20 protein-coding genes are annotated in these 18,906 nt (G+C 64.4%); 15 read left to right on the plus strand and 5 right to left on the minus strand.

From position 1 onward, the window contains the following. Positions 1 to 167 precede the first annotated feature (167 nt). From AL3_RS09920 to AL3_RS09945, 6 genes are all read left to right on the plus strand, one after another. On the plus strand, positions 168 to 2,483 hold the full coding sequence (locus AL3_RS09920; protein ID WP_083521641.1) for a carbon starvation CstA family protein: 2,316 nt from the start codon (positions 168 to 170) through the stop codon (positions 2,481 to 2,483). Then, positions 2,483 to 2,677: a YbdD/YjiX family protein gene (locus AL3_RS09925; RefSeq protein WP_066300059.1), complete on the plus strand. Its 195-nt coding sequence runs from the start codon at positions 2,483 to 2,485 to the stop codon at positions 2,675 to 2,677. The genes AL3_RS09920 and AL3_RS09925 overlap by 1 nt, the downstream gene beginning before the upstream one ends. A 115-nt stretch (positions 2,678 to 2,792) precedes the next feature. Then, a complete protein-coding gene (locus AL3_RS09930) occupies positions 2,793 to 3,047 on the plus strand; it encodes a hypothetical protein (protein ID WP_066300062.1) in 255 nt (84 codons plus the stop codon). A gap of 40 nt (positions 3,048 to 3,087) precedes the next feature. Further along, a complete protein-coding gene (locus tag AL3_RS09935; protein ID WP_066300065.1) occupies positions 3,088 to 3,834 on the plus strand; it encodes a bacterial proteasome activator family protein in 747 nt (248 codons plus the stop codon). A 13-nt stretch (positions 3,835 to 3,847) separates the two neighbouring features. Beyond that, positions 3,848 to 4,321 carry a hypothetical protein gene (locus AL3_RS09940; protein WP_066300067.1) on the plus strand — a complete coding sequence of 158 codons (474 nt, stop codon included), beginning with the start codon at positions 3,848 to 3,850 and terminating at the stop codon, positions 4,319 to 4,321. A gap of 114 nt (positions 4,322 to 4,435) precedes the next feature. Next, positions 4,436 to 5,272 (plus strand): aldo/keto reductase, encoded by an 837-nt coding sequence (locus tag AL3_RS09945; RefSeq protein WP_066300069.1) that lies wholly within the window; start codon positions 4,436 to 4,438, stop codon positions 5,270 to 5,272. Between the two features lie 116 nt (positions 5,273 to 5,388). Here AL3_RS09945 and AL3_RS09950 read toward each other — a convergent pair whose 3' ends face one another. The 4 genes from AL3_RS09950 to AL3_RS09965 are packed head-to-tail and all read right to left on the minus strand — an operon-like array spanning position 5,389 to position 8,592. Continuing rightward, a complete protein-coding gene (locus AL3_RS09950; protein WP_174522130.1) occupies positions 5,389 to 5,787 on the minus strand; it encodes a flagellar assembly protein FliW in 399 nt (132 codons plus the stop codon). Further along, a complete protein-coding gene (gene flgL / locus AL3_RS09955) occupies positions 5,784 to 6,674 on the minus strand; it encodes a flagellar hook-associated protein FlgL (RefSeq protein WP_066300071.1) in 891 nt (296 codons plus the stop codon). Before flgL ends, AL3_RS09950 begins: the two co-directional genes overlap by 4 nt. A 3-nt stretch (positions 6,675 to 6,677) precedes the next feature. Beyond that, positions 6,678 to 8,078 carry a flagellar hook-associated protein FlgK gene (gene flgK / locus AL3_RS09960; RefSeq protein ID WP_066300074.1) on the minus strand — a complete coding sequence of 467 codons (1,401 nt, stop codon included), beginning with the start codon at positions 8,076 to 8,078 and terminating at the stop codon, positions 6,678 to 6,680. Between the two features lie 28 nt (positions 8,079 to 8,106). Then, on the minus strand, positions 8,107 to 8,592 hold the full coding sequence (locus AL3_RS09965; RefSeq protein WP_066300076.1) for a flagellar protein FlgN: 486 nt from the start codon (positions 8,590 to 8,592) through the stop codon (positions 8,107 to 8,109). A 262-nt stretch (positions 8,593 to 8,854) separates the two neighbouring features. Between AL3_RS09965 and AL3_RS09970 the strand changes: the two genes are divergently transcribed. The 5 genes from AL3_RS09970 to AL3_RS09990 all read left to right on the plus strand — a co-directional run bounded on the left by AL3_RS09970 (position 8,855) and on the right by AL3_RS09990 (position 12,978). Further along, positions 8,855 to 9,703 carry a sigma-70 family RNA polymerase sigma factor gene (locus tag AL3_RS09970; RefSeq protein WP_083521642.1) on the plus strand — a complete coding sequence of 283 codons (849 nt, stop codon included), beginning with the start codon at positions 8,855 to 8,857 and terminating at the stop codon, positions 9,701 to 9,703. Between the two features lie 140 nt (positions 9,704 to 9,843). After that, the gene (locus AL3_RS09975) at positions 9,844 to 10,668 is read left to right on the plus strand and encodes a flagellin N-terminal helical domain-containing protein (RefSeq protein ID WP_066300077.1); all 825 of its coding nucleotides are present in this window, start codon (positions 9,844 to 9,846) and stop codon (positions 10,666 to 10,668) included. 192 nt (positions 10,669 to 10,860) lie between these two features. Beyond that, positions 10,861 to 12,201, plus strand: a complete 1,341-nt coding sequence (gene fliD, locus AL3_RS09980; RefSeq protein WP_066300080.1) for a flagellar filament capping protein FliD — start codon at positions 10,861 to 10,863, stop codon at positions 12,199 to 12,201. 2 nt (positions 12,202 to 12,203) lie between these two features. Further along, the gene (fliS, locus tag AL3_RS09985) at positions 12,204 to 12,638 is read left to right on the plus strand and encodes a flagellar export chaperone FliS (protein ID WP_246168618.1); all 435 of its coding nucleotides are present in this window, start codon (positions 12,204 to 12,206) and stop codon (positions 12,636 to 12,638) included. Positions 12,639 to 12,642: 4 nt separating this feature from the next. Further along, a complete protein-coding gene (locus AL3_RS09990; protein WP_151723980.1) occupies positions 12,643 to 12,978 on the plus strand; it encodes a hypothetical protein in 336 nt (111 codons plus the stop codon). Positions 12,979 to 13,544: 566 nt separating this feature from the next. Here AL3_RS09990 and AL3_RS09995 read toward each other — a convergent pair. Next, positions 13,545 to 15,935 (minus strand): ATP-binding cassette domain-containing protein, encoded by a 2,391-nt coding sequence (locus tag AL3_RS09995; RefSeq protein ID WP_066300084.1) that lies wholly within the window; start codon positions 15,933 to 15,935, stop codon positions 13,545 to 13,547. Positions 15,936 to 16,236: 301 nt separating this feature from the next. On the opposite strand from AL3_RS09995, the gene AL3_RS10000 reads away from it, so the two are divergent. The 4 genes from AL3_RS10000 to fliF are packed head-to-tail and all read left to right on the plus strand — an operon-like array spanning position 16,237 to position 18,888. Beyond that, on the plus strand, positions 16,237 to 16,581 hold the full coding sequence (locus tag AL3_RS10000) for a flagellar basal body rod protein FlgB (RefSeq protein ID WP_066300256.1): 345 nt from the start codon (positions 16,237 to 16,239) through the stop codon (positions 16,579 to 16,581). After that, positions 16,581 to 16,973: a flagellar basal body rod protein FlgC gene (locus tag AL3_RS10005; RefSeq protein ID WP_066300085.1), complete on the plus strand. Its 393-nt coding sequence runs from the start codon at positions 16,581 to 16,583 to the stop codon at positions 16,971 to 16,973. Before AL3_RS10000 ends, AL3_RS10005 begins: the two co-directional genes overlap by 1 nt. Next, positions 16,973 to 17,281, plus strand: coding sequence for a flagellar hook-basal body complex protein FliE (gene fliE, locus AL3_RS10010; protein ID WP_066300088.1), 309 nt, complete (start codon positions 16,973 to 16,975; stop codon positions 17,279 to 17,281). The genes AL3_RS10005 and fliE overlap by 1 nt, the downstream gene beginning before the upstream one ends. Next, positions 17,281 to 18,888, plus strand: a complete 1,608-nt coding sequence (gene fliF / locus AL3_RS10015) for a flagellar basal-body MS-ring/collar protein FliF (protein ID WP_066300091.1) — start codon at positions 17,281 to 17,283, stop codon at positions 18,886 to 18,888. The genes fliE and fliF overlap by 1 nt, the downstream gene beginning before the upstream one ends. Positions 18,889 to 18,906: the final 18 nt, after the last annotated feature.

An 18,906-nucleotide genomic window follows, 5' to 3' on the forward strand; every position in this document is an offset into this window, starting at 1 on the left:
CCCGCCGCAAAACTCCACTTAGCGCAAAAACAGGCACGGCCGCCGAACACCGGTGGCCGTGCCGGTGTGTATGTGACCTGGAACACCCCTGCCGCTGCTACCCTCGTGCGCATCACCCGCACCCCGCCACAAGGTGCGGAACCGCACTGCTGACAAGGGGAAGCACCATGAGTGAGAACAGACGGCACCGGAAGGGGCCGGCCGGGCACGATCCGGTGGATACGGGGCCAGACGTCCTGGTCCAGGATCCGGATCTGCCTCCGGTCGCGTTGGATGACGCCGATGCCGAGGCCGAGGATCGCCGCTGGACACCGGCCAAGATCGTCCTGTGGGTCGGGATAGCCCTGCTGGGCGGCATCAGCTGGACGATGCTTGCCATCGTCCGCGGTGAAACGGTCAACGCCATCTGGTTCGTGTTCGCCGCCGTCTGCACCTACTTCATCGGGTACCGCTTTTACTCCAAGTTCATCGAGCGGCACCTGCTCAAGCCCAACGACCGCCGCGCCACCCCGGCCGAATACAAGGCCGACGGCAAGGACTACGCCGCCACTGACCGGCGGGTGCTCTACGGCCACCACTTCGCCGCGATCGCCGGCGCCGGACCGCTGGTCGGCCCCGTGCTGGCAGCCCAGATGGGCTACCTCCCCGGCACCGTCTGGATCATCGTCGGTGTGATCCTGGCCGGCGCGGTCCAGGACTATTTGGTGATGTTCTTCTCCATGCGCCGGGGCGGCCGCTCGCTGGGCCAGATGGCCCGCGAAGAGCTCGGCCTGATCGGCGGCACAGCAGCCCTGATCGCGACGCTGACCATCATGATCATCATCGTCGCGATCCTCGCCCTGGTGGTCGTCAACGCCCTCGGAGAGAGCCCCTGGGGTGTCTTTTCCGTCGCCATGACCATTCCGATCGCCCTGTTCATGGGCGTGTACCTGCGGTTCCTGCGGCCCGGCAAGGTCACCGAGGTCTCCATCATCGGTTTTGTGCTGCTGATGCTGGCGATCGTCGGCGGCGGCTGGATCGCGGACACCGAGTGGGGCGTAGCGCTGTTCTCCCTGGACCGGGTCACCATCGCCTGGGGCATCATCATTTACGGCTTTATTGCCGCTGTCCTGCCCGTCTGGCTGCTGCTCGCCCCGCGCGACTACCTCTCCACCTTCATGAAGATCGGCACCATCGTGATGCTGGCCGTGGCCATCATCATTGTCCGCCCGGAGATCAGCGTTCCCGCGTTCAGTGAGTTCGCGTCCCGGTCGGACGGGCCGGTGGTCGCCGGGCCGCTCTTCCCGTTCCTGTTCGTCACCATCGCCTGCGGTGCGCTCTCCGGGTTCCACGCCCTGATCTCCTCCGGCACCACGCCGAAGATGATTGAGAAGGAACGCCAGACCCGGTTCATCGGATACGGCGGCATGCTGATGGAGTCCTTCGTGGCCATCATGGCCCTGGTCGCCGCGCTCTCGATTGACCGCGGAATCTACTTCGCCATGAACTCCTCGGCAGCGGCCACCGGCGGCACCGTGGAGGGCGCCGTCGCCTTCGTCAACTCCCTCGGCCTGGCCGGGGTCAACCTGACACCGGACATGCTCACGTCCCTGGCAGCCGGCGTCGGGGAAGAATCCGTGGTCTCCCGCACCGGCGGCGCGCCGACCCTCGCCGTCGGCCTCGCCATGATCATGCAGAGTTTCATCGGCGGACCGGCCATGATGGCCTTCTGGTACCACTTCGCCATCATGTTCGAGGCGCTGTTTATCCTTACCGCCGTCGACGCCGGAACCCGTGTGGCCCGCTTTATGCTGCAGGACTCGATCGGCAACTTCGTTCCCAAGTTCCGCGACACTTCGTGGCGGACCGGAGCCTGGATCTGTACGGCCGTTATGGTCGCGGGCTGGGGATCGATCCTGATCATGGGCGTGACCGACCCGCTGGGCGGAATCAACACGCTCTTCCCGCTGTTCGGCATCGCCAACCAGCTCCTCGCAGCCATTGCCCTGGCTATCTGCCTGGCGATCCTGGCCAAGAAGAACCTCTTCAAATACATCTGGGTGGTGGTGCTGCCGCTGGGCTTCGCCTCGGTCGTGACCATCACAGCCTCGATGTACAAGATCTTCTCCCCGGTCCCGGGTGTGGGCTACTGGGCCCAGCACAACGCCTTCAGGAACGCCCTGGAAGCCGGGGAAACCAGCTTCGGCACAGCCAAGACCGTGGAAGCCATGGACGCCGTGGTCCGCAACACTTTTGTGCAGGGAATCCTGTCCATCCTCTTCGTGACCCTGGCGATCATCGTGATCATTACCGCGGTCATCGCCTCCGTCCGCTCCTACCGTTCCGGAGGCGCCCCGAGCGCCGAAGACCCTGCGGTGCCGTCCCGCATCTTCGCGCCGTCAGGGTTCTTCGGCACCCCGCTGGAGAAGGAGATTGAAGCGCAGTGGAAGGCGTTGCCGCAGGACAAAAAACCGGCGGCCAAGACGGCGGGAGCCGGGCACTGATGCCGGCGGCCATTGCCGGCAGCCTGCGCGGCTTCGTCCGGTTCTTCCGCGACGTGATGGGGGAGGACGCCTACCGCAAGTACCAGGCGCACCACGCCGCGTCGGGCTGCGCCGGGGAGCCGCTGACCGAGCGGGAGTTCTGGAAGGAGAAGATGGACCGCCAGGACCACAATCCCGGCGGACGCTGCTGCTGACAGAACACCAGCGGGCCCGGTGCCGTTTTGCGGGCACCGGGCCCGCTGCCTTTTCCATTTCCAGCTCAGTCCGGCCCCCCTTGTAGCGGATGCCCGTTCCTGTTTTGCTGGATAGATGCCTGGACACGACGATCTGCCGCACGATCCCCACCTTCGCGAGGACATCAGCCTTCCGCTCCCGGAGCCGGACAATGAGGATGAGCATCTGGCCGAGGACATCAACCTCCCGCCGGACGAGCAGGCGGCCGGACCCGAATTCGACGCGCACCACTACACCTCGGGCCAGCTCAACGCCGGGCAGTACGCGCCAGGTCTGAGCCCGAACGGCGAGTATGCCGAAAAGCGGGAGGAAGAGCTGGAAAGCGACTGAAGCCCGGAACAACCAGCCCCAAGCGTGAGAGCATTAATCCATGACTGAACAGAACGGATCTGCGGCCGCCCCCGGGGCACAGTCCCCTGCGGCTCCGGCCGGAGAAACGGCCCAGTCCCCGTCGCCCGGCGGCGCCGGTCCCCGCCCCGCGGCTCCTCCGACGCAGGACCAGGCCCAGGCGCAGGGCGCAGCACCTGCCCAGCCGGGCACCCAACAAGGCACCCCACAGGGTGCGGACGGCCAGGCGGACGGCTCCCATGAGAAAAACGGCCCGGCCAAGCTGAACGAACTGGTGGATGAGCCCGCGAAGGTCATGCGGATCGGCACCATGATCAAGCAGCTGCTCGAAGAAGTGCGCAACGCACCCCTTGACGACGCCGCCCGGAACCGGCTGGCTGAGATCCATGAGCGGTCGCTCAAGGAACTTTACGACGGCCTGGCTCCGGAGCTCGTCACCGAACTGCAGCGGATCAACCTGCCGTTCCTGGAAGAGTCGACGCCGACCGACGCGGAGCTGCGCATCGCCCAGGCCCAGCTGGTGGGCTGGCTTGAAGGATTGTTCCGCGGAATTCAGACCGCGATCGCAGCACAACAGACCGCTAACCAGCAGCTGCAGGGCCGTCTGCAGCTGCGCCAGCTGCCCCCGGGCACGGTGATCGCCCCCGGTGTGGTCGTCGGGGAAGACGGTGAACCACGCCGCGCCGGTGCCGCCCCAGGCCAGCAGCGGCAGGCCCCCGGCCCGGCCAGCCGGATCGAGCCCCACGCGGGTCCCGGACAGTATCTGTAGAATTTCCCGCAAGATGGCACTTTTCGCAGCAGCCCGGCAAGGGCGCAAGGACGACGTCGAACTCGGCATGGGTGTGTGGCGGCGCGCCCACGACCGCTTCACCCGCGGGCTGGACCGCTACCACCAGATGCTGGAGGGCGTCGAAGACGACGCGCTCTATAACGAGCTGGCCCTCGTCGCCAACGAACTCTCCAGCCTCCTGCCGCGGGTCCGGGCCGTCTGCGCCACAGCCCAGGGGCAGTGCCCCAGCACCGGCCAGGACATTCCGGGCCGGATGACCGGTGTCCACCGTGCCCTGTCCCGGTCCGGCAACTCACTGGCAGCCACCGCGGAAGCGGCGGCCATGTCACGGCTGGAAGGGGAACGCTGGGGGATCGCTTCCTCCGGCGTCGAAAATGTCCGCCGCCGGGCACAGCTCGTGGAACAGGACATCGCTGAGGCAGAACGTGTCCTTGCCACGGACCAGCCGGACGGGTCACCGGTTTAGCGGACCTGGAACGTCCCCTTCCGGGCCCCGGACCGCGGTACCGGAATTTCGCGTCCAGCAAACTTCGGCTCCGTTTGGTCAGCGCGGCGCCGAAGTGTTGGCAGGATGGTGACCATGACTACATCCCCACTTGTGACGTTCATCGACGGCAACACCATCCCCCAGCTCGGCTACGGCGTCTGGCGGGTTGAAGACGAACTCGCGGAAAAGACCGTGGGCATGGCATTCGAGGCCGGCTACCGGCACATCGACACCGCCAAGATCTACGGCAACGAAGCCGGCGTCGGCCGCGCCATTGCCGCCTCCGGCCTGCCGCGCGAAGACCTGTTCATCACCACCAAGGTCTGGAACGCTGATCAGGGCTTCGAGGAAACCCTGGCCGCGTTCGACGCGTCCATGGAACGTCTGGGCCTTCAGACCCTGGACCTGTACCTGATCCACTGGCTGCAGCCGAAGCAGGGCAAGTACGTTGAGACCTGGAAGGCTCTGATCGAGCTGCAGAAGTCCGGCCGGGTCAAGTCCATCGGCGTCTGCAACTTCACGGTCGAGGCGCTGCAGGAAATCATCGACGCCACCGGCGTTGTTCCGGTCCTGAACCAGGTGGAAACCCACCCGTACCTGGCCCAGAAGGAACTGCGTGAGTTCGAGGCCAAGCACGGCATCCGCCACGAGTCCTATTCCCCGCTCGGCTCCGGCCAGGGCCTGCTGGATGACCAGGTCCTGCAGGACATCGCAGCGAAGTACGACGGCGCCACCGCCGCCCAGGTGGTCATCGCCTGGCACCTGGCGCTCGGCAACATCGTGATCCCGAAGTCCGTGACCGAATCGCGGATCCAGGAGAACTGGGCTGCCCTGGGCCTCAAGCTCTCGGACGAGGACATCGAGGCGATCAACGCCCTGGATAACGGCACCCGCTTCGGCGCCGATCCGGCAACGTCCGACTTCGCCTAAACAGCCGCGAGCCTGAGGGCACAGCGGTAGATCCACCACAGACAAGGGCGGCCTTCCCGGAGGGGAAGGCCGCCCTTTCTTATGTCAGGGGGTCTCTTACGTCAGGAGAGCGAGGCTCAGGCTGCTGCGACGGCTTCCAGCGGCGCCCGGAGCGGCCAGTCGCCGCCTTCCAGGATGACCTGTGCGCACTGCCAGGTCCGGGTGTTGATGATGACCGGGGCCAGCAGGTTCACGGTGGTGCCGCCGTCGGACGGGTTGGCGACCACCAGGACACGGGCATCGGCCGGATCCTGGAGGCCCAGCTGGGCTGCCTGCTCGTCGGCGATCTCCGGGTTGTAATCGGGCAGGTACACGGAGGCGTCGATCGCGTAGAAGCGGCGCTGTCCAGCGGAAACGTCCGCACCGGTCAGGGAGTACAGCCCGGTGGCGCCGTCCACGTCAGCCAGGTCGAAGGCCGTGATGGGTTCCAGTCCAGGGGGAGGGGTAAGGAAAACCACCGGCGTCACGGTGCTCATCGCAGGAAGTCCATCAGCGTGGGCTGCAGGACCTTGGCGGTGACAGCCAGCGAGGACTGGTAGGCCAGTTCCTGCAGCTTCAGATCCATAATGACCGTTGCCGTGTCCAGATCTTCGATGCCGGAGCGCCGGGATTCCAGGCTCACGGACTGCTCCATGTTGGTTTCCTCTGCTTTCATGACGCGGGCATGGCGGATGCCGACGTCGGTCTGCTGCGAGAGCACGGTGTCCCTGCTCGCATCGATGCCGGACAGGTGTCCGCTGATGTTTCCGTTGGTCCGCAGGTCCGCGACCAGGGAATCGAGCTTGGTGAAGACGTCTCCGAAGACAGCATCTGCGCTGGCATCGACCCGCACGGTGGTATTTGCATCCAGCCGGCGGGTCACCGGCCCGTCGCCGGCACCGGTGAACGTATAAACCGCCGGATCAACCGAGGTATCCACCGTGACAGCGGCCCCCGCATCGGAGTTCCCGGCAAAAATGTTCCGGCCCAGGTAGGAGGTGTTGGCCTGCGCCAGCAGATCCGACTTCAGCCCCTCAATTTCCGTGGCGATCGCGGCCTTGCTCGCCGGGGTGGTCGTCGAGGTGGACGCGGTGATGGCCAGGTCCTTGATCCGGGTGAGAATGTCCGCGGTGCGGGACATGGCGGCGTCGACGGTGGCGAGCCAGCTGTTCGCGTCCGCGATGTTGCTCTTGTACTGAGTGTTGGCGCGGATTTCGCCGCGGACCTTCAGCGCGTCGGCGGTGCCGGAAGGATTGTCCGACGGCCGGGTGATGGCGGCTGAGGTCTGCGCCTGCTCCTGGAGCTTGGCCAGCCGGGAGATGTTCGCCTGCAGGTTCTGCTGGGCGTTGCGCGTCATCAACAGATTGGAGGTACGGGAAATCACGGGTTACCTTCCCACAATGCCGGTGCGGTTAATCAGGGTGTCGAGCATTTCGTCGATGGCTGTCATGACCCGCGCAGCGCCCTGGTAGGCATGCTGATAAGCGAGCAGATTCAGATTCTCTTCATCCAGGTCCACCGAAGAGTTGGAGAGCTGCATTCCGACGGCGGAGGAGGCTGCCACGCCGGCGAGTTCCGCCTGCTGCATCTCCACGCGGGAGCTGGCGCCAATGCCGCTGACAAAGCCGGCCCAGACCGAGTCGGGAGAGTTTTTCCCGGTACCCAGCTGCGCGATGGCGTCGGCCACGGAGTTGTCTTTCGATCCCTGGCCGGCTGCACCGGTGGCGACGCCTCCGGCATTGGTCGGAATGACCTTCAGCGAAAGGGCAGCGGGATCGGTGGTGTGGCTGAAGAAATCACCCAGCACCGTTCCGGCGGTGTTGGTGCCGCCGTTATGCACACCGTTCACCGCGGTAGCCAGGGCCTTGGCGAAGTTGTTGTAGCCTTCCGCCGCGGATGCCAGCACGCCGCCGTCGCCGGCCGGTGCCAAGATGCTGAGCGCTCCGGCGATTTCGCCGCTGACTGCCATGTTGGTCCCTGGGCGGTGGCTCCACTCCAAGCGCGGCGCTTCGCCGCCCATGGCAACCCCGCCGGCAACCTGGACAGGCCGGACGATATCCCCGGAGACAATGGCGTTGCCGTCAATCAGGACGTCGACCATGCCGTTGTCGGATTCGCGGACCGTTCCGCCCGCCAGAGCGGCGATCGTGGTGGTCAGGGCGTTCCGCTGGTCGATCAGTTCATTAGCCGACCCGCCGGAGGCCAGAGTGGTCCGGATCTGCGCATTCAGGGACGCGATCTGCGAGGCGGTGCCATTCAGCTCCGCCTCCATGTCCTTGAGCTGCTTATACGCACCGGTCCACTGCTCCTCCACTGCCTCATACCCGGTGGAGATCTGCTGGGCGAGGATGGTGGCCTGCCCGATGAGCCCGGTGGCCGCGGCTTCGTCCCCGGGTTTGTTAGCCACACCCTGCCAAGCGGCCCAGAACTCGGTCAGGGACGTGGAAATGCCGTTCTTCCCCGGTTCGTTCAGGCTGGTTTCCAGGCTGGACAGGGCATTGGCACGCACTGCGGAAAACCCGGAGGCTGCGGCGGTCGCCCGTACACGGGTATCCAGCTGCATGCTGCCGAGCCGGGCGATCCCGTCAACTGAGACGCCCTGGCCCACAGCCGGTCCGGTGGAAAACCTGCCGGCGATGGACGCGCCGCCCATGGCGGAGGTGGTGACCCGCTGGCGGGTGTATCCCGGTGTGTTGACGTTGGCGATGTTTTGCCCAACGATGTCGAGGCCCTTGCGGGCCGCGCTCAGACCGGAGTAAGCGGTGTTAAGGCCGCTGAAGGTGCTCATGGCGTGACGATTCCTTTGTTCACGGTCTCTAGAGTTGCTTGTCCACTATGCGGGCGCTGCTTCCCGGCCCGGCAGAGTTGCCGCTGGAGGTGTACGTTTTGCTCTCCGTGCCCAGGCCCGCGAGGGTTTCCTGGGCGGAACGCGCAGCCGTACGGAGGAACTGCTCGTTCGTGTCCCGCAGGTCGCGGATCCTCACGGTCAGTTCCGTCATTGCCTGCAAATGGGCCGTGAAAATCTCAGTCCACGGTCCTGGAGGTGCTGCGGCGATAATCTGCCGAAGAGTTGCATCTTCGGCTATGCCCCATTCCTCCGCGAGTTCGGAAACGGCCACCGTCCTGGCCAGATTCGCGATCCGCAGGCGATCAAGGACCTGCTCCACTTCCCGGGTGGCGTGCTGGAGCCAGCGCGTTTTCCCGGAGGTCAGGAGCAGCTGTTCTTCCTCGAGCTTGAAGGTCAGGAGCTCCAACAGTTCCCGTTCTTCCCAGAGTAATGCGGACAATTTCTGGGTACCCATGTCTAGCTCACCTCCTGCGGTCTACGCGAGTGTTTTGTCTTCCGATGGATGCGGAATCACATCCTGCAACGGTTTCAAGACACCCGCCTTCACAGGCCGAAAAACTTTTAATCCGTCAGACACACCTATCGGCGGTTGCACCATCAATGTTAGTGGTATGTTGCACGTATTACGCCAAAGTATGGAATCTCCCGGGGGTCTCAGCCTCCGTCCTAGCGGCAAGCGTATTTTGTTGGGGAACAAGGACTTGGGGGTCCATATTTTGAATCGTGAAGAACGCAACCTGCTGGTTGTGGAGAACTTACCGCTGGTCGGATATCTGGTCTCAGAGGTGTGTGCCAAGGTGACACATCTCTCCCGGGATGATCTGGCATCGGTTGGAGCAATCGCCCTGATCACCTCTGCTGACTCGTTCAATGCAGAGCTGGGTGTGCCCTTCGGTGCGTACGCGCGCCGGCGCATCGTTGGGGCATTTGCCGACGAGATGCGCTCCAGTGACTGGGCCACCAGGACGGCACGGAAGCGCATCAAGGAAACACTGGCAGTAAAGGAAGCTCTGACTGGGGCGCTCGGACGGAGCCCGAAGGTCGACGAGATCGCTTCTGCCCTGGGTGTTGACCGCAGTACGGCCGAGGATGCCCTCGCCGACGCGTCGCGCACCGTGTCCCACCTGGACGACGCCGCCTCGGACTCCCTGGTGAGTGAGCTGCCTTCGCCTGAAGGGTCAGTACTGAATGCCGAAAGCATGAAGTATCTGCGGGCCGCCGTCGCTGCCCTGCCGGAAAAAATGCGCTACATCGTGGAGCAGGTGTACTTCCACGACCGGTCCGTCAAGGAGCTGGCCGCCGAGCTGGGGGCCACCCACTCCGCGGTTTCCCAGCAGCGCGCCGAAGCAGTCCGGCTGCTGCGCGACGGTCTGGGCACCCACTACTCGGACACGGGGGCACCGGCACCGATTGAGTCCCGGATTTCCCCGGCCCGGCGGAACGCCTACCTCTCCTCGGTGGCGGAATGGACGGCCGGCGGGCTCACCCGGCAGGACCCGCATTTCCATCCCACCGGATTCTCTGCCCCGGGCGGGCATGGTGTCCTGAACACCGCCGTGTCCTAATAACTGCTGTGTTCCAGGTCTCAAATGGCTGGAAAAAACTTTCCCGGATTCCTAACACCTGACCCGTGAGGGCCGATAACTACGGGTAGAGGCCCACGGACGGGCCTTGTAGTTATCGCCCAATCACGGAGGAATTCACCATGGGTTTCACAATCGCAACAAACACCTCGTCGCTGAACGCAATGCGCAACCTGAACCTGAACCAGGCTGCTCAGTCCAAGTCGGTGGAGCGTCTCTCCAGCGGCCTGCGTATCAACCGTGCAGCTGACGACGCTGCCGGCCTGGCCATCTCCGAAGGTCTGAAGAACCAGATCTCCGGTCTGACCCAGGCAGGCCGCAACGCTCAGGACGGCATCAGCCTGATCCAGACCGCTGAAGGCGCCCTGACCGAGGTCCACAACATCCTGAACCGCGTGCGCGACCTCGCCGTTCAGGGTGGTAACGATTCCAACAACGTCAAGTCCCGTGAAGCCATCAAGGGTGAAATCGACGCCCTGGGCGCCGAGCTTGGCCGTATCCAGGCCTCCACCAACTTCAACGGCATCAAGCTGCTGAACGCTGACACCAACATCACCGTTCAGATTGGCGCCGGCGGCGTTGTCGCTGAAGATCAGCTCGAAGTTGCCTTCACGGCCATGACCGCCGTAGTCGGTGCTGTTACGGCCGCATCGGTTACCGATTCGGACGCTGCCGCAGCATCAGTTGTGGCCATGGATACCGCGATCGCCGCTATCTCCACTCAGCGTGCATCCCTTGGTGCCCAGCAGAACCGCCTGGAATCCACCGCTCGCTCCATCGCGGTTTCCGTCGAGAACCTCTCGGCAGCCAACTCCCGCATCCGCGACACGGACATGGCAGCGGAAATGGGCAGCTTCACCAAGTCCCAGATCCTCTCCAGCGCCGCAACCGCAATGCTGGCCCAGGCTAACCAGATGAACTCCGGCGTTATGCAGCTCCTGCAGTAATAACGGTTTCATCGCGGGGCAGCTCCGGCGGCACCGCACCCAGCAGTAACCGCTTAACCGGCAGGTGAATGGCCGCTGACGGGAAAAGAATGACTTGGACCTCACACTTTTCCCGTCAGCCCATTCCCTGCCTGAAGCGTTTTATCAAGCCTTTCCGGTGGCACCGGAGGGATACCTTTTAGGAGCATCGGCATGGCGCTAGGCATCGACGGGATCATCAGCGGTATCAAAACCACCGAGATGATCAAGCAGCTTATGGACATCGAAGCCCGGCCCCAGCTGCTGCTCAAGAACAAGGTCACAACGACCCAGCTGTTTACCACTGCCCTGCAGTCGCTGAACACCAAGATCGCTTCCCTGGCCGAGGCCGCGGCCAAAACGGCCAAGCCCGCCGGGACCGATCTTTTCACGGCGACCAGCAGTTCGGACAAGGTCACCGCAACGGTAGGCGCCGGGGCAGCAGCAGGTTCACTCGATATCTCGGTTACCCAGACAGCCACGGCGCAGATCTCGCTTTCCGCAGCGATGGCGGCCTGGCCGTCCAACAGTGCCCTGTCCATCTCAGCCAACGGCACCACAACCTCCTTCGATACCACGGACAAATCCATGGATGAGGTCATCAGCGAGGTCAACAAGGCCAACCTCGGGGTGACCGGTGTGAAGATTCCCACCGGCATCGTGGACGGTGTCCAGCAGTACCGGGTGCAGTTCACCGCCACAAAGACCGGCGCCGAGGGTGCGTTCACGGCAAGCATTGACGGAACTGACGCGGATGTCCTCAAGCCCGCGCAGGACGCCAAGCTCACCCTTTGGGCGGGTACCCCTGCCGCACAGGAACTGACGTCCGGCACCAACACCTTCAAGGGCATCATGCCCGGTGTTGACGTGACCCTGGCTGCTAATACACCCGCCAACACGGCTCTCACCCTGACGGTTGCCAGGGACGACGAAGCCATCTCCAAAGTAGCCTCCGACATGGTCGCTTCCTTGGCCGATGTCTTTGCGTTCATCGATAAGAACAGCGCCGTCACCGTCACCACCAGTTCCGGAAACACCAGCGCGACCGGCGGATTGTTCACGGGCGACGCCGGGATCCGGGATATCAAGCGGCAGGTTATGGACGCGGCGACCTCACCGATCGATGGCCGCTCACCCTCTGAAATCGGCGTTGTCATCACCAAGGAAGGCACCGTTGAGTTCGATGCGGAGAAGTTCGCCGCAGCGATGGAAGCTGATCCAATCAAGACGCAGGAAACGCTGCAGACGATTGCCGGGCGGGTCGCAGCAGCCGGCAAGGTGGCTTCGGACAAATACGACGGTTTGATCACCCAGCGGATCACCGGCCAGGAATCCGTGATCAAGGACCTCAACACCCAAATTGAAGGGTGGGACCGCCGCCTGGCCAGCCGTGAATCCACGCTGAAATTGATCTGGGGCAATCTGGAGGTCAAGCTCAGCCAGCTGCAAACGCAGCAGGAATGGCTGACCGGGCAGCTCGCCTCGCTTAACGGCTCCAACTCAGGCAGCAAGTGACCGTGAGCTACGGACTGCAGGCCAAGCGGGCTGAGTACATCCGGGATGCGGTGATGTCCGCCTCTCCCGTTCGGCTGCTCACCATGCTCTACGACCGGATGCTGCTGGACCTGAACCGCGCCGAAGCAGCCCAGCAGGCCGGAAACTGGCCGGCTGCCTCGGAGCAGCTGGTGCATGCCCAGGCGATCGTTGCCGAACTCAGCGGAACCCTCAAGGTCGACGAGTGGGAGGGCGGCGAGAACCTCCAGGCCATTTACGGCTATGTGATGAAGGCGCTGGTGGAAGCCAACCTCCAGCACAGTGCGGCAATGACCCGCGAGTGCATCAACCTGATGGAACCGCTCCGCGCAGCCTGGCATGAGGCCGCTGCCCAGCTCCCCACCCAGGCGCCCGGCGCCGCCCCGACCGGTACAGGCGGCACCCTCGGTGTCGGCTGAACCCATGGAGTCGTCTGACGCGGCTGAGCCGGACTCAGAAAACCTGGAGCGCTGGGACGAAATCCTGACCCAGCTGGAAGACAACCTTGAGGCCTTCATGGACGGGAGCACCGTCCAGGAACAGGCCCGCAGCGTCGCCAGCGCCTGGCATCCGCCGCACGACCTTGGCCCGATGCCGGTGCAGTTCGCTGCGCGGGCACGGCTGCTCGCCATGGCGCAGCAGCGCGCTTACCAGCAGCTGCGCAGCGAGTCGCGGATGATCCGTCAGCAGGCAGAACTCATCCGCAGCGTACCGACGGCCTCCTCCGGCGGCGCCGTCTACCTGGACGTCGCGGGCTAGCACCCGGCGAGTTTGCCGGTGCCCTGGTTGGATACACAGTGGCCGGGCGTGTAGCCCGCGGCGATTGGTGATTCGGGCGGAGGCACAGGCGACCGGGCGTATCCATGGGCCTCGTGGCACCGGTATGGAGGTGACCCCTAAAAGCCTCCGTTAGGGGTTAAATCGACCGTTATGGGATTTTCCGCCGCCCGCGCAGCGGAGGGAAACCCCATAACGGCGGAGTTTTTCCAAAGCGGAGGGAAACGGTGCCACACAACGGCGGATTTTCCCATAGCGGAGGGAAACGGTGCACACAATGGATGGGTTTTCCCAAAGCGGAGGACACACCGGGTTCGGCCGTAACGCTCCCTGACCGGCTGTGGCTTAGCCAAGAATGGCTCGGTCAAAACGGCTAGCGCGGTACACACTTGACCTGGTGCAGCCTGGATCAGGGCCGCTGCGGGAACCAGTAAAGTCCCGGATCGGCCGGATTACAGCCCGGTGGGCGGGAATCGGCAAGGCTTCCGGATCACGGCCCGCCAGAAACCGACCGGGTCCCTCCTGAACGCAGGACCCGCCCTGCCGGCTCAGGCCCCCACGTAGGCGGCCAGATGCTCCCCGGTGAGGGTGGCCCGCGATGCCACCAGATCAGCCGGCGTTCCCTCGAACACAATCCGGCCGCCGTCGTGCCCGGCACCCGGACCCATGTCGATGATCCAGTCAGCGTGCGCCATCACGGCCTGGTGGTGTTCGATCACGATCACCGATTTACCGGATTCGACCAGCCGGTCCAGCAGCCCCAGCAGCTGCTCGACGTCGGCCAGGTGCAGTCCGGTGGTGGGTTCGTCCAGCACATAGACGTCCCCCTTCTCCGCCATCTGCGAGGCGAGCTTCAGGCGCTGCCGTTCACCGCCCGACAGCGTGGTGAGCGGCTGGCCCAGGCTCAGATAGCCCAGCCCCACGTCGGCCAGCCGGGAAAGCACCTTGTGCGCCGCCGGAGTCCGGGCTTCGCCTTCGCTGAAGAATTCCTCCGCCTCGGTGACGGACATGGCGAGCACCTCGGCGATGTTCCGCCCGCCCAGCGTGTACTCCAGCACCTGGGCCTGGAACCGCTTGCCCTGGCATTCCTCGCAGGTGGATTCCACCGTGGCCATCACACCAAGGTCGGTATAAATCACTCCGGCCCCGTTGCACACCGGGCAGGCACCTTCGGAGTTGGAACTGAACAGGGCCGGCTTCACGCTGTTCGCCTTGGCGAAGGCCTTGCGGATTGGCTCCAGCAGGCCCGTGTAGGTGGCCGGGTTGCTGCGGCGGGAGCCTTTGATTCCGCTCTGGTCAATGACGACGACGCCCTCCCGTCCCGCCACCGAACCGCGGATGAGGGAACTCTTGCCGGACCCCGCAACACCCGTCAGCGCGCAGAACACGCCGAGCGGAATATCGACGTCGACATCCTGGAGGTTGTTGGTGGCGGCGCCGCGGACCTCCAAGGCGCCGGAAGCCTGCCGCACCTTCTCCTTCAACTGGGCCCGGTCATCCAGGTGCCGCCCGGTCACAGTGTCCGAGGCGCGCAGGCCCTCCACGGTGCCCTCGAAGCAGATTTCCCCGCCCCCGGTGCCGGCACCGGGGCCCAGATCAACCACATGGTCCGCAATCGCGATCATTTCCGGTTTATGCTCCACCACCAGGACCGTGTTGCCCTTGTCCCGCAGCTGCAGCAGCAGCTGGTTCATCCGCTGGATGTCGTGGGGATGCAGCCCGATGGTGGGTTCGTCAAAAACATAGGTGACGTCGGTGAGGGAGGAACCGAGATGCCGGATCATCTTGGTGCGCTGCGACTCGCCGCCGGAGAGCGTTCCTGCGGGGCGCTCCAGGGAGAGATAGCCGAGGCCGATCTCCGTGAAGGAATCCAGCAGGTGCTGCAGACCGGCGAGCAGGGGCGCGACCGACGGCTCGTCCAGATCCCGGACCCACTCGGCGAGATCGCTGATCTGCAGGGAGCACAGATCAGCGATGTTCCTGCCCTTGATCCGGGAGGAGAGCGCTTCCGGCGCCAGACGGGTGCCGCCGCAGTCCGGGCAGGTGGAGAACGTGATGGCCCGCTCCACGAAGGCACGGATGTGCGGCTGCATCGCTTCGCGGTCCTTGGACAGCATGGACTTCTGGATCTTCGGGATCAGGCCCTCGAAGGTGACGTTGATGCCTTCCACCTTGAGTTTGGTCGGCTCCTGGTAAAGAAGGGCGTGCAGCTCCTTCTTCGTGAACCGGCTGATCGGTTTCGCGGCGTCGAACAACCCGGTGTTGCTGAAAATCCGCCCGTACCAGCCGTCCATGCTGTAGCCGGGGATGGTCAGCGCACCCTCCAGGATGGACTTGGAATCGTCGTACAGGGCGGTGAGGTCGAAGTCGCTGACCGAGCCCATCCCCTCGCAGCGCGGGCACATCCCGCCGAGGCGGTTGAAGGTGGCCTTCTCAGCCTTGGTCTTACCGCCGCGTTCCACGGTGATCGCACCGCTGGCCTTCACCGAAGGGACGTTGAAGGAGTACGCGTTGGGGGAGCCGATATGCGGGTCGCCGAGCCGGCTGAACAGGATGCGCAGCATGGCGTTGGCATCCGTCGCGGTCCCCACCGTGGAGCGCGGATTGGCGCCCATCCGCTCCTGGTCCACGATGATCGCCGTGGTGAGCCCCTCCAGCTTGTCCACGTCGGGGCGGGACAGCGAAGGCATGAATCCCTGGAGGAAGGCGCTGTACGTCTCATTGATCATCCGCTGGGAGTCCGCGGCGATGGTGGCGAAAACCAGGGAGCTCTTGCCGGAACCGGAAACCCCGGTGAAAACGGTCAGCCGGCGTTTGGGAATCTCGACGTTGATGTCCTTGAGATTGTTCTCCCGTGCGCCCAGCACCCTGATGAGGTCATGGCGGTCCGCGGGAGGTACTTCCGGCGACTGTGTGGACCGGTCCGTGGCCGTGCTCATGGTTACTCCCTTAATTCGGACTGATGTTATTCGGATTCATTCGGACTTAACCGAGTGCTTCAGCAGGTGCGGCGCGCAAATCCAAGCCGTCCTGCCACGTTACCTGCGGCGGGCTCAGACAGGCTTCTTCAAACCTGCTCACTTTTCCTACCTGGTTGCTGATTGAAAACTACTTAGAGGCGCGGGGAAAGTACTTACATATTCGAGTAATCCGCCGATAGCCACCAGTGAGCATGGATAGCTCACTGCAACAGGCCACGGATCGGCCGCTCTGTCCCCCCATATGAAGCGGGTTTTCCCTGTGTTCGATTCCGTGTCTTCGGTTGCACTCCAGAGTGCCCTTAACGGCCTCTCCCTGCGCCAGCGTGCCATCGCGAACAACATCGCCAACGTGAACACGCCCGGCTACCACGCCCAGCGCGTCAGCTTCGAAGACGCACTTGCCAAGTCGGTTAAGGCCGGCAGCGCCAGTTTCACCGATGCCACCACCGCCCGGTCGCTGGAGCCCACCCGGCTGGACGGTTCCAACGTCAACCTGGACACCGAGACACTTTCCAATATCGACACCGTGCTGCGATTCCAATTCGCCGCCCAGGCAGTCGGGGGAGAGGCCAACTCCCTCCGAACCGCAATGAGGAGCCAGTAATGACTTTCGACGCTATCGGGATTGCAGGCTCCGCCCTCACCGTCCACCGCAAATGGCTCGACGCCGTCTCGGACAACCTGGCGAACATGAACAACGCCTCCAGCACCGACGGCTCGGCGTTCCAGGCCCGTTATGTGCTGGCCCAGGAAGGCGCCGAGAACACCGGCGTCTATGTTTCCGGTGTGGAGTACGGCAGCGCCGAAGGGCGCATGGTCTACGAGCCCAACCACGCCCTCGCCGATGCCGAAGGCTACGTCCGCTACCCGGACATCGACATGTCCGAGCAGATGAGCGCCCTGATCATGGCGCAGCGCGGCTACGAAGCCAACGCCGCCGTCGTTGACCGGGCCAAAGCCACCTACGAAGCTGCACTCCAGATTGGACGCTCCTGATGCCCATTCCCGCCATCGGCGCCGTTTCCGGCACACTGCCCACCGCGTACCTGGAGAACACGGCCGCGTCCGCACCGGCCACGGACGGTTCAGGCTTCGCCACCTCCCTCGCCGGAGCGGTGGACAACGTCCAGCAGCTTTCCTCCGTTTCCAAGGAACTTGCCGTGCAGGCCGTAACCGGGGACCTGGACGACATCCATGCGGCCTCGATTGCCTCTACCCGTGCCTCCGTCACGCTCGAACTCGTGGCCGCCGTGCGTAACAAGAGCGTTGATGCGTTCAACGAAATCATGCGGATGCAGGCCTGATGACGCAGGTGAACGCGGCCTTTGGCCGTCTGGGAAAAACCATTGGCCAGTTCACCCTGGCGCAGAAAACGCTGGCGCTGATTGGCATCGCCGTCCTGGCCCTGGGGATCTTTGCCCTGGCCAGCTGGGCCACCAAGCCTTCCTACACTCCGCTGTTCTCCGGGCTGCAGGCCTCTGACGCCAACACCATCGTGGAGCAGCTGCAGGCTGACGGCGTGCCCTATGAGATCACTGCGGGCGGCGGCACCATCATGGTGCCGGAACAGCAGGTTTATAACCAGCGGCTCAAGGCCGCCGGCGCCGGGCTGCCCGCCTCCTCCACCGGAGGTTATTCGCTGCTGGACAACATGGGCGTGACATCCTCCGAGTTTCAGCAGTCCGTGACCTACAAGCGTGCGCTCGAAGGCGAACTCGCGAAAACCGTGGGTGCGCTCAACGGCGTAAAAACCGCGTCCGTGCAGCTTGCCCTCCCCGAAGAGACGGTCTTTGTTTCGGAAAAGGTGGATCCCACGGCCTCCGTGTTCATCGAGACGGAGAACGGGGTCACGCTCACCGGAGATCAGGTCCAGGCGATCGTCCACCTCACCTCCGCCGCAATCGACGGGATGAAGGCGACCAACGTCGCCGTCATCGATGCCTCCGGCACTGTCCTCTCCGCCGTCGGCGTGGGGGCCACCGGAACGGCAGATAAGCAGGCCACGGACTACGAACAGCGGATCGCCGCCTCCGTCCAGGGCATGCTGGACCAGGTGGTGGGCCCCGGCAACGCGACCGTGGCCGTGGCCGCGGACATGAGTTACGAATCCGCCAACCGGGTGGAGGAAACCTTCACCAACCCGCAGGGCAACCCGGCGCTGAACGAAGCCACCACCACCGAGGAATACACCGGCAGCAACGGCAACACCGCCGCCGGCATCCTGGGACCGGACAACATCGCGGTGCCGGACGGCGGAACCGACGACGGGAACTACACCTCCGAGTCCAGCACCAAGAACAATGCCGTCAACAAGATCACCGAAACCCGGGAAATCCCTGCCGGTGCCCTGAACCGCCAGACCATCTCCGTGGCCCTGAACTCCGCCACCGCCGCAGGTATGAACGTTGCGGATCTCCGCGCCCTGGTGGCCAACGCCGCGGGCATCAATGAGGCCCGCGGGGATGAACTGACCGTGGAAATGGTTGCCTTCAACGCCAGCGGAGCCGAGGCAGCGCAGGAAGCCCTTGCCGCGGCCGAGGCCGCCGAGGAAGCCGAACGGCGCGCTGAACTCCTGCGCACCGGCATCCTGGCCGCGGGCATTGTCCTGGCCGTTATCCTGGCCCTGGTCGCCTACGCCCTGCGCTCCCGCCGGCAGAACCGCCAGGCCGTGGACATCGGCATCCTGCCCGAACTTGATCCGCTGGCCCCGCCCGCCGGGCTGGCCATGCTGGCCCAGGAGCCGGTCAAGAAGGCCCTGGAACCGTCCGTGGACACGGCGTCGCTCCGCATCGTGGCTAACGCCGCTGATTCCGAACGCAAACTCGAAGAACTTGACCACCTGGCCCTTCAGGACCCGGTGCGCACCGCGGATTACCTGCGTAACTTCATGGACGAGGGGCAGCGGGTATGAGCGAGCAGACATCGGGAA

Source organism: Arthrobacter luteolus NBRC 107841, assembly GCF_001552075.1.
Taxonomy (GTDB): Bacteria; Actinomycetota; Actinomycetes; order Actinomycetales; family Micrococcaceae; genus Arthrobacter_B; species Arthrobacter_B luteolus.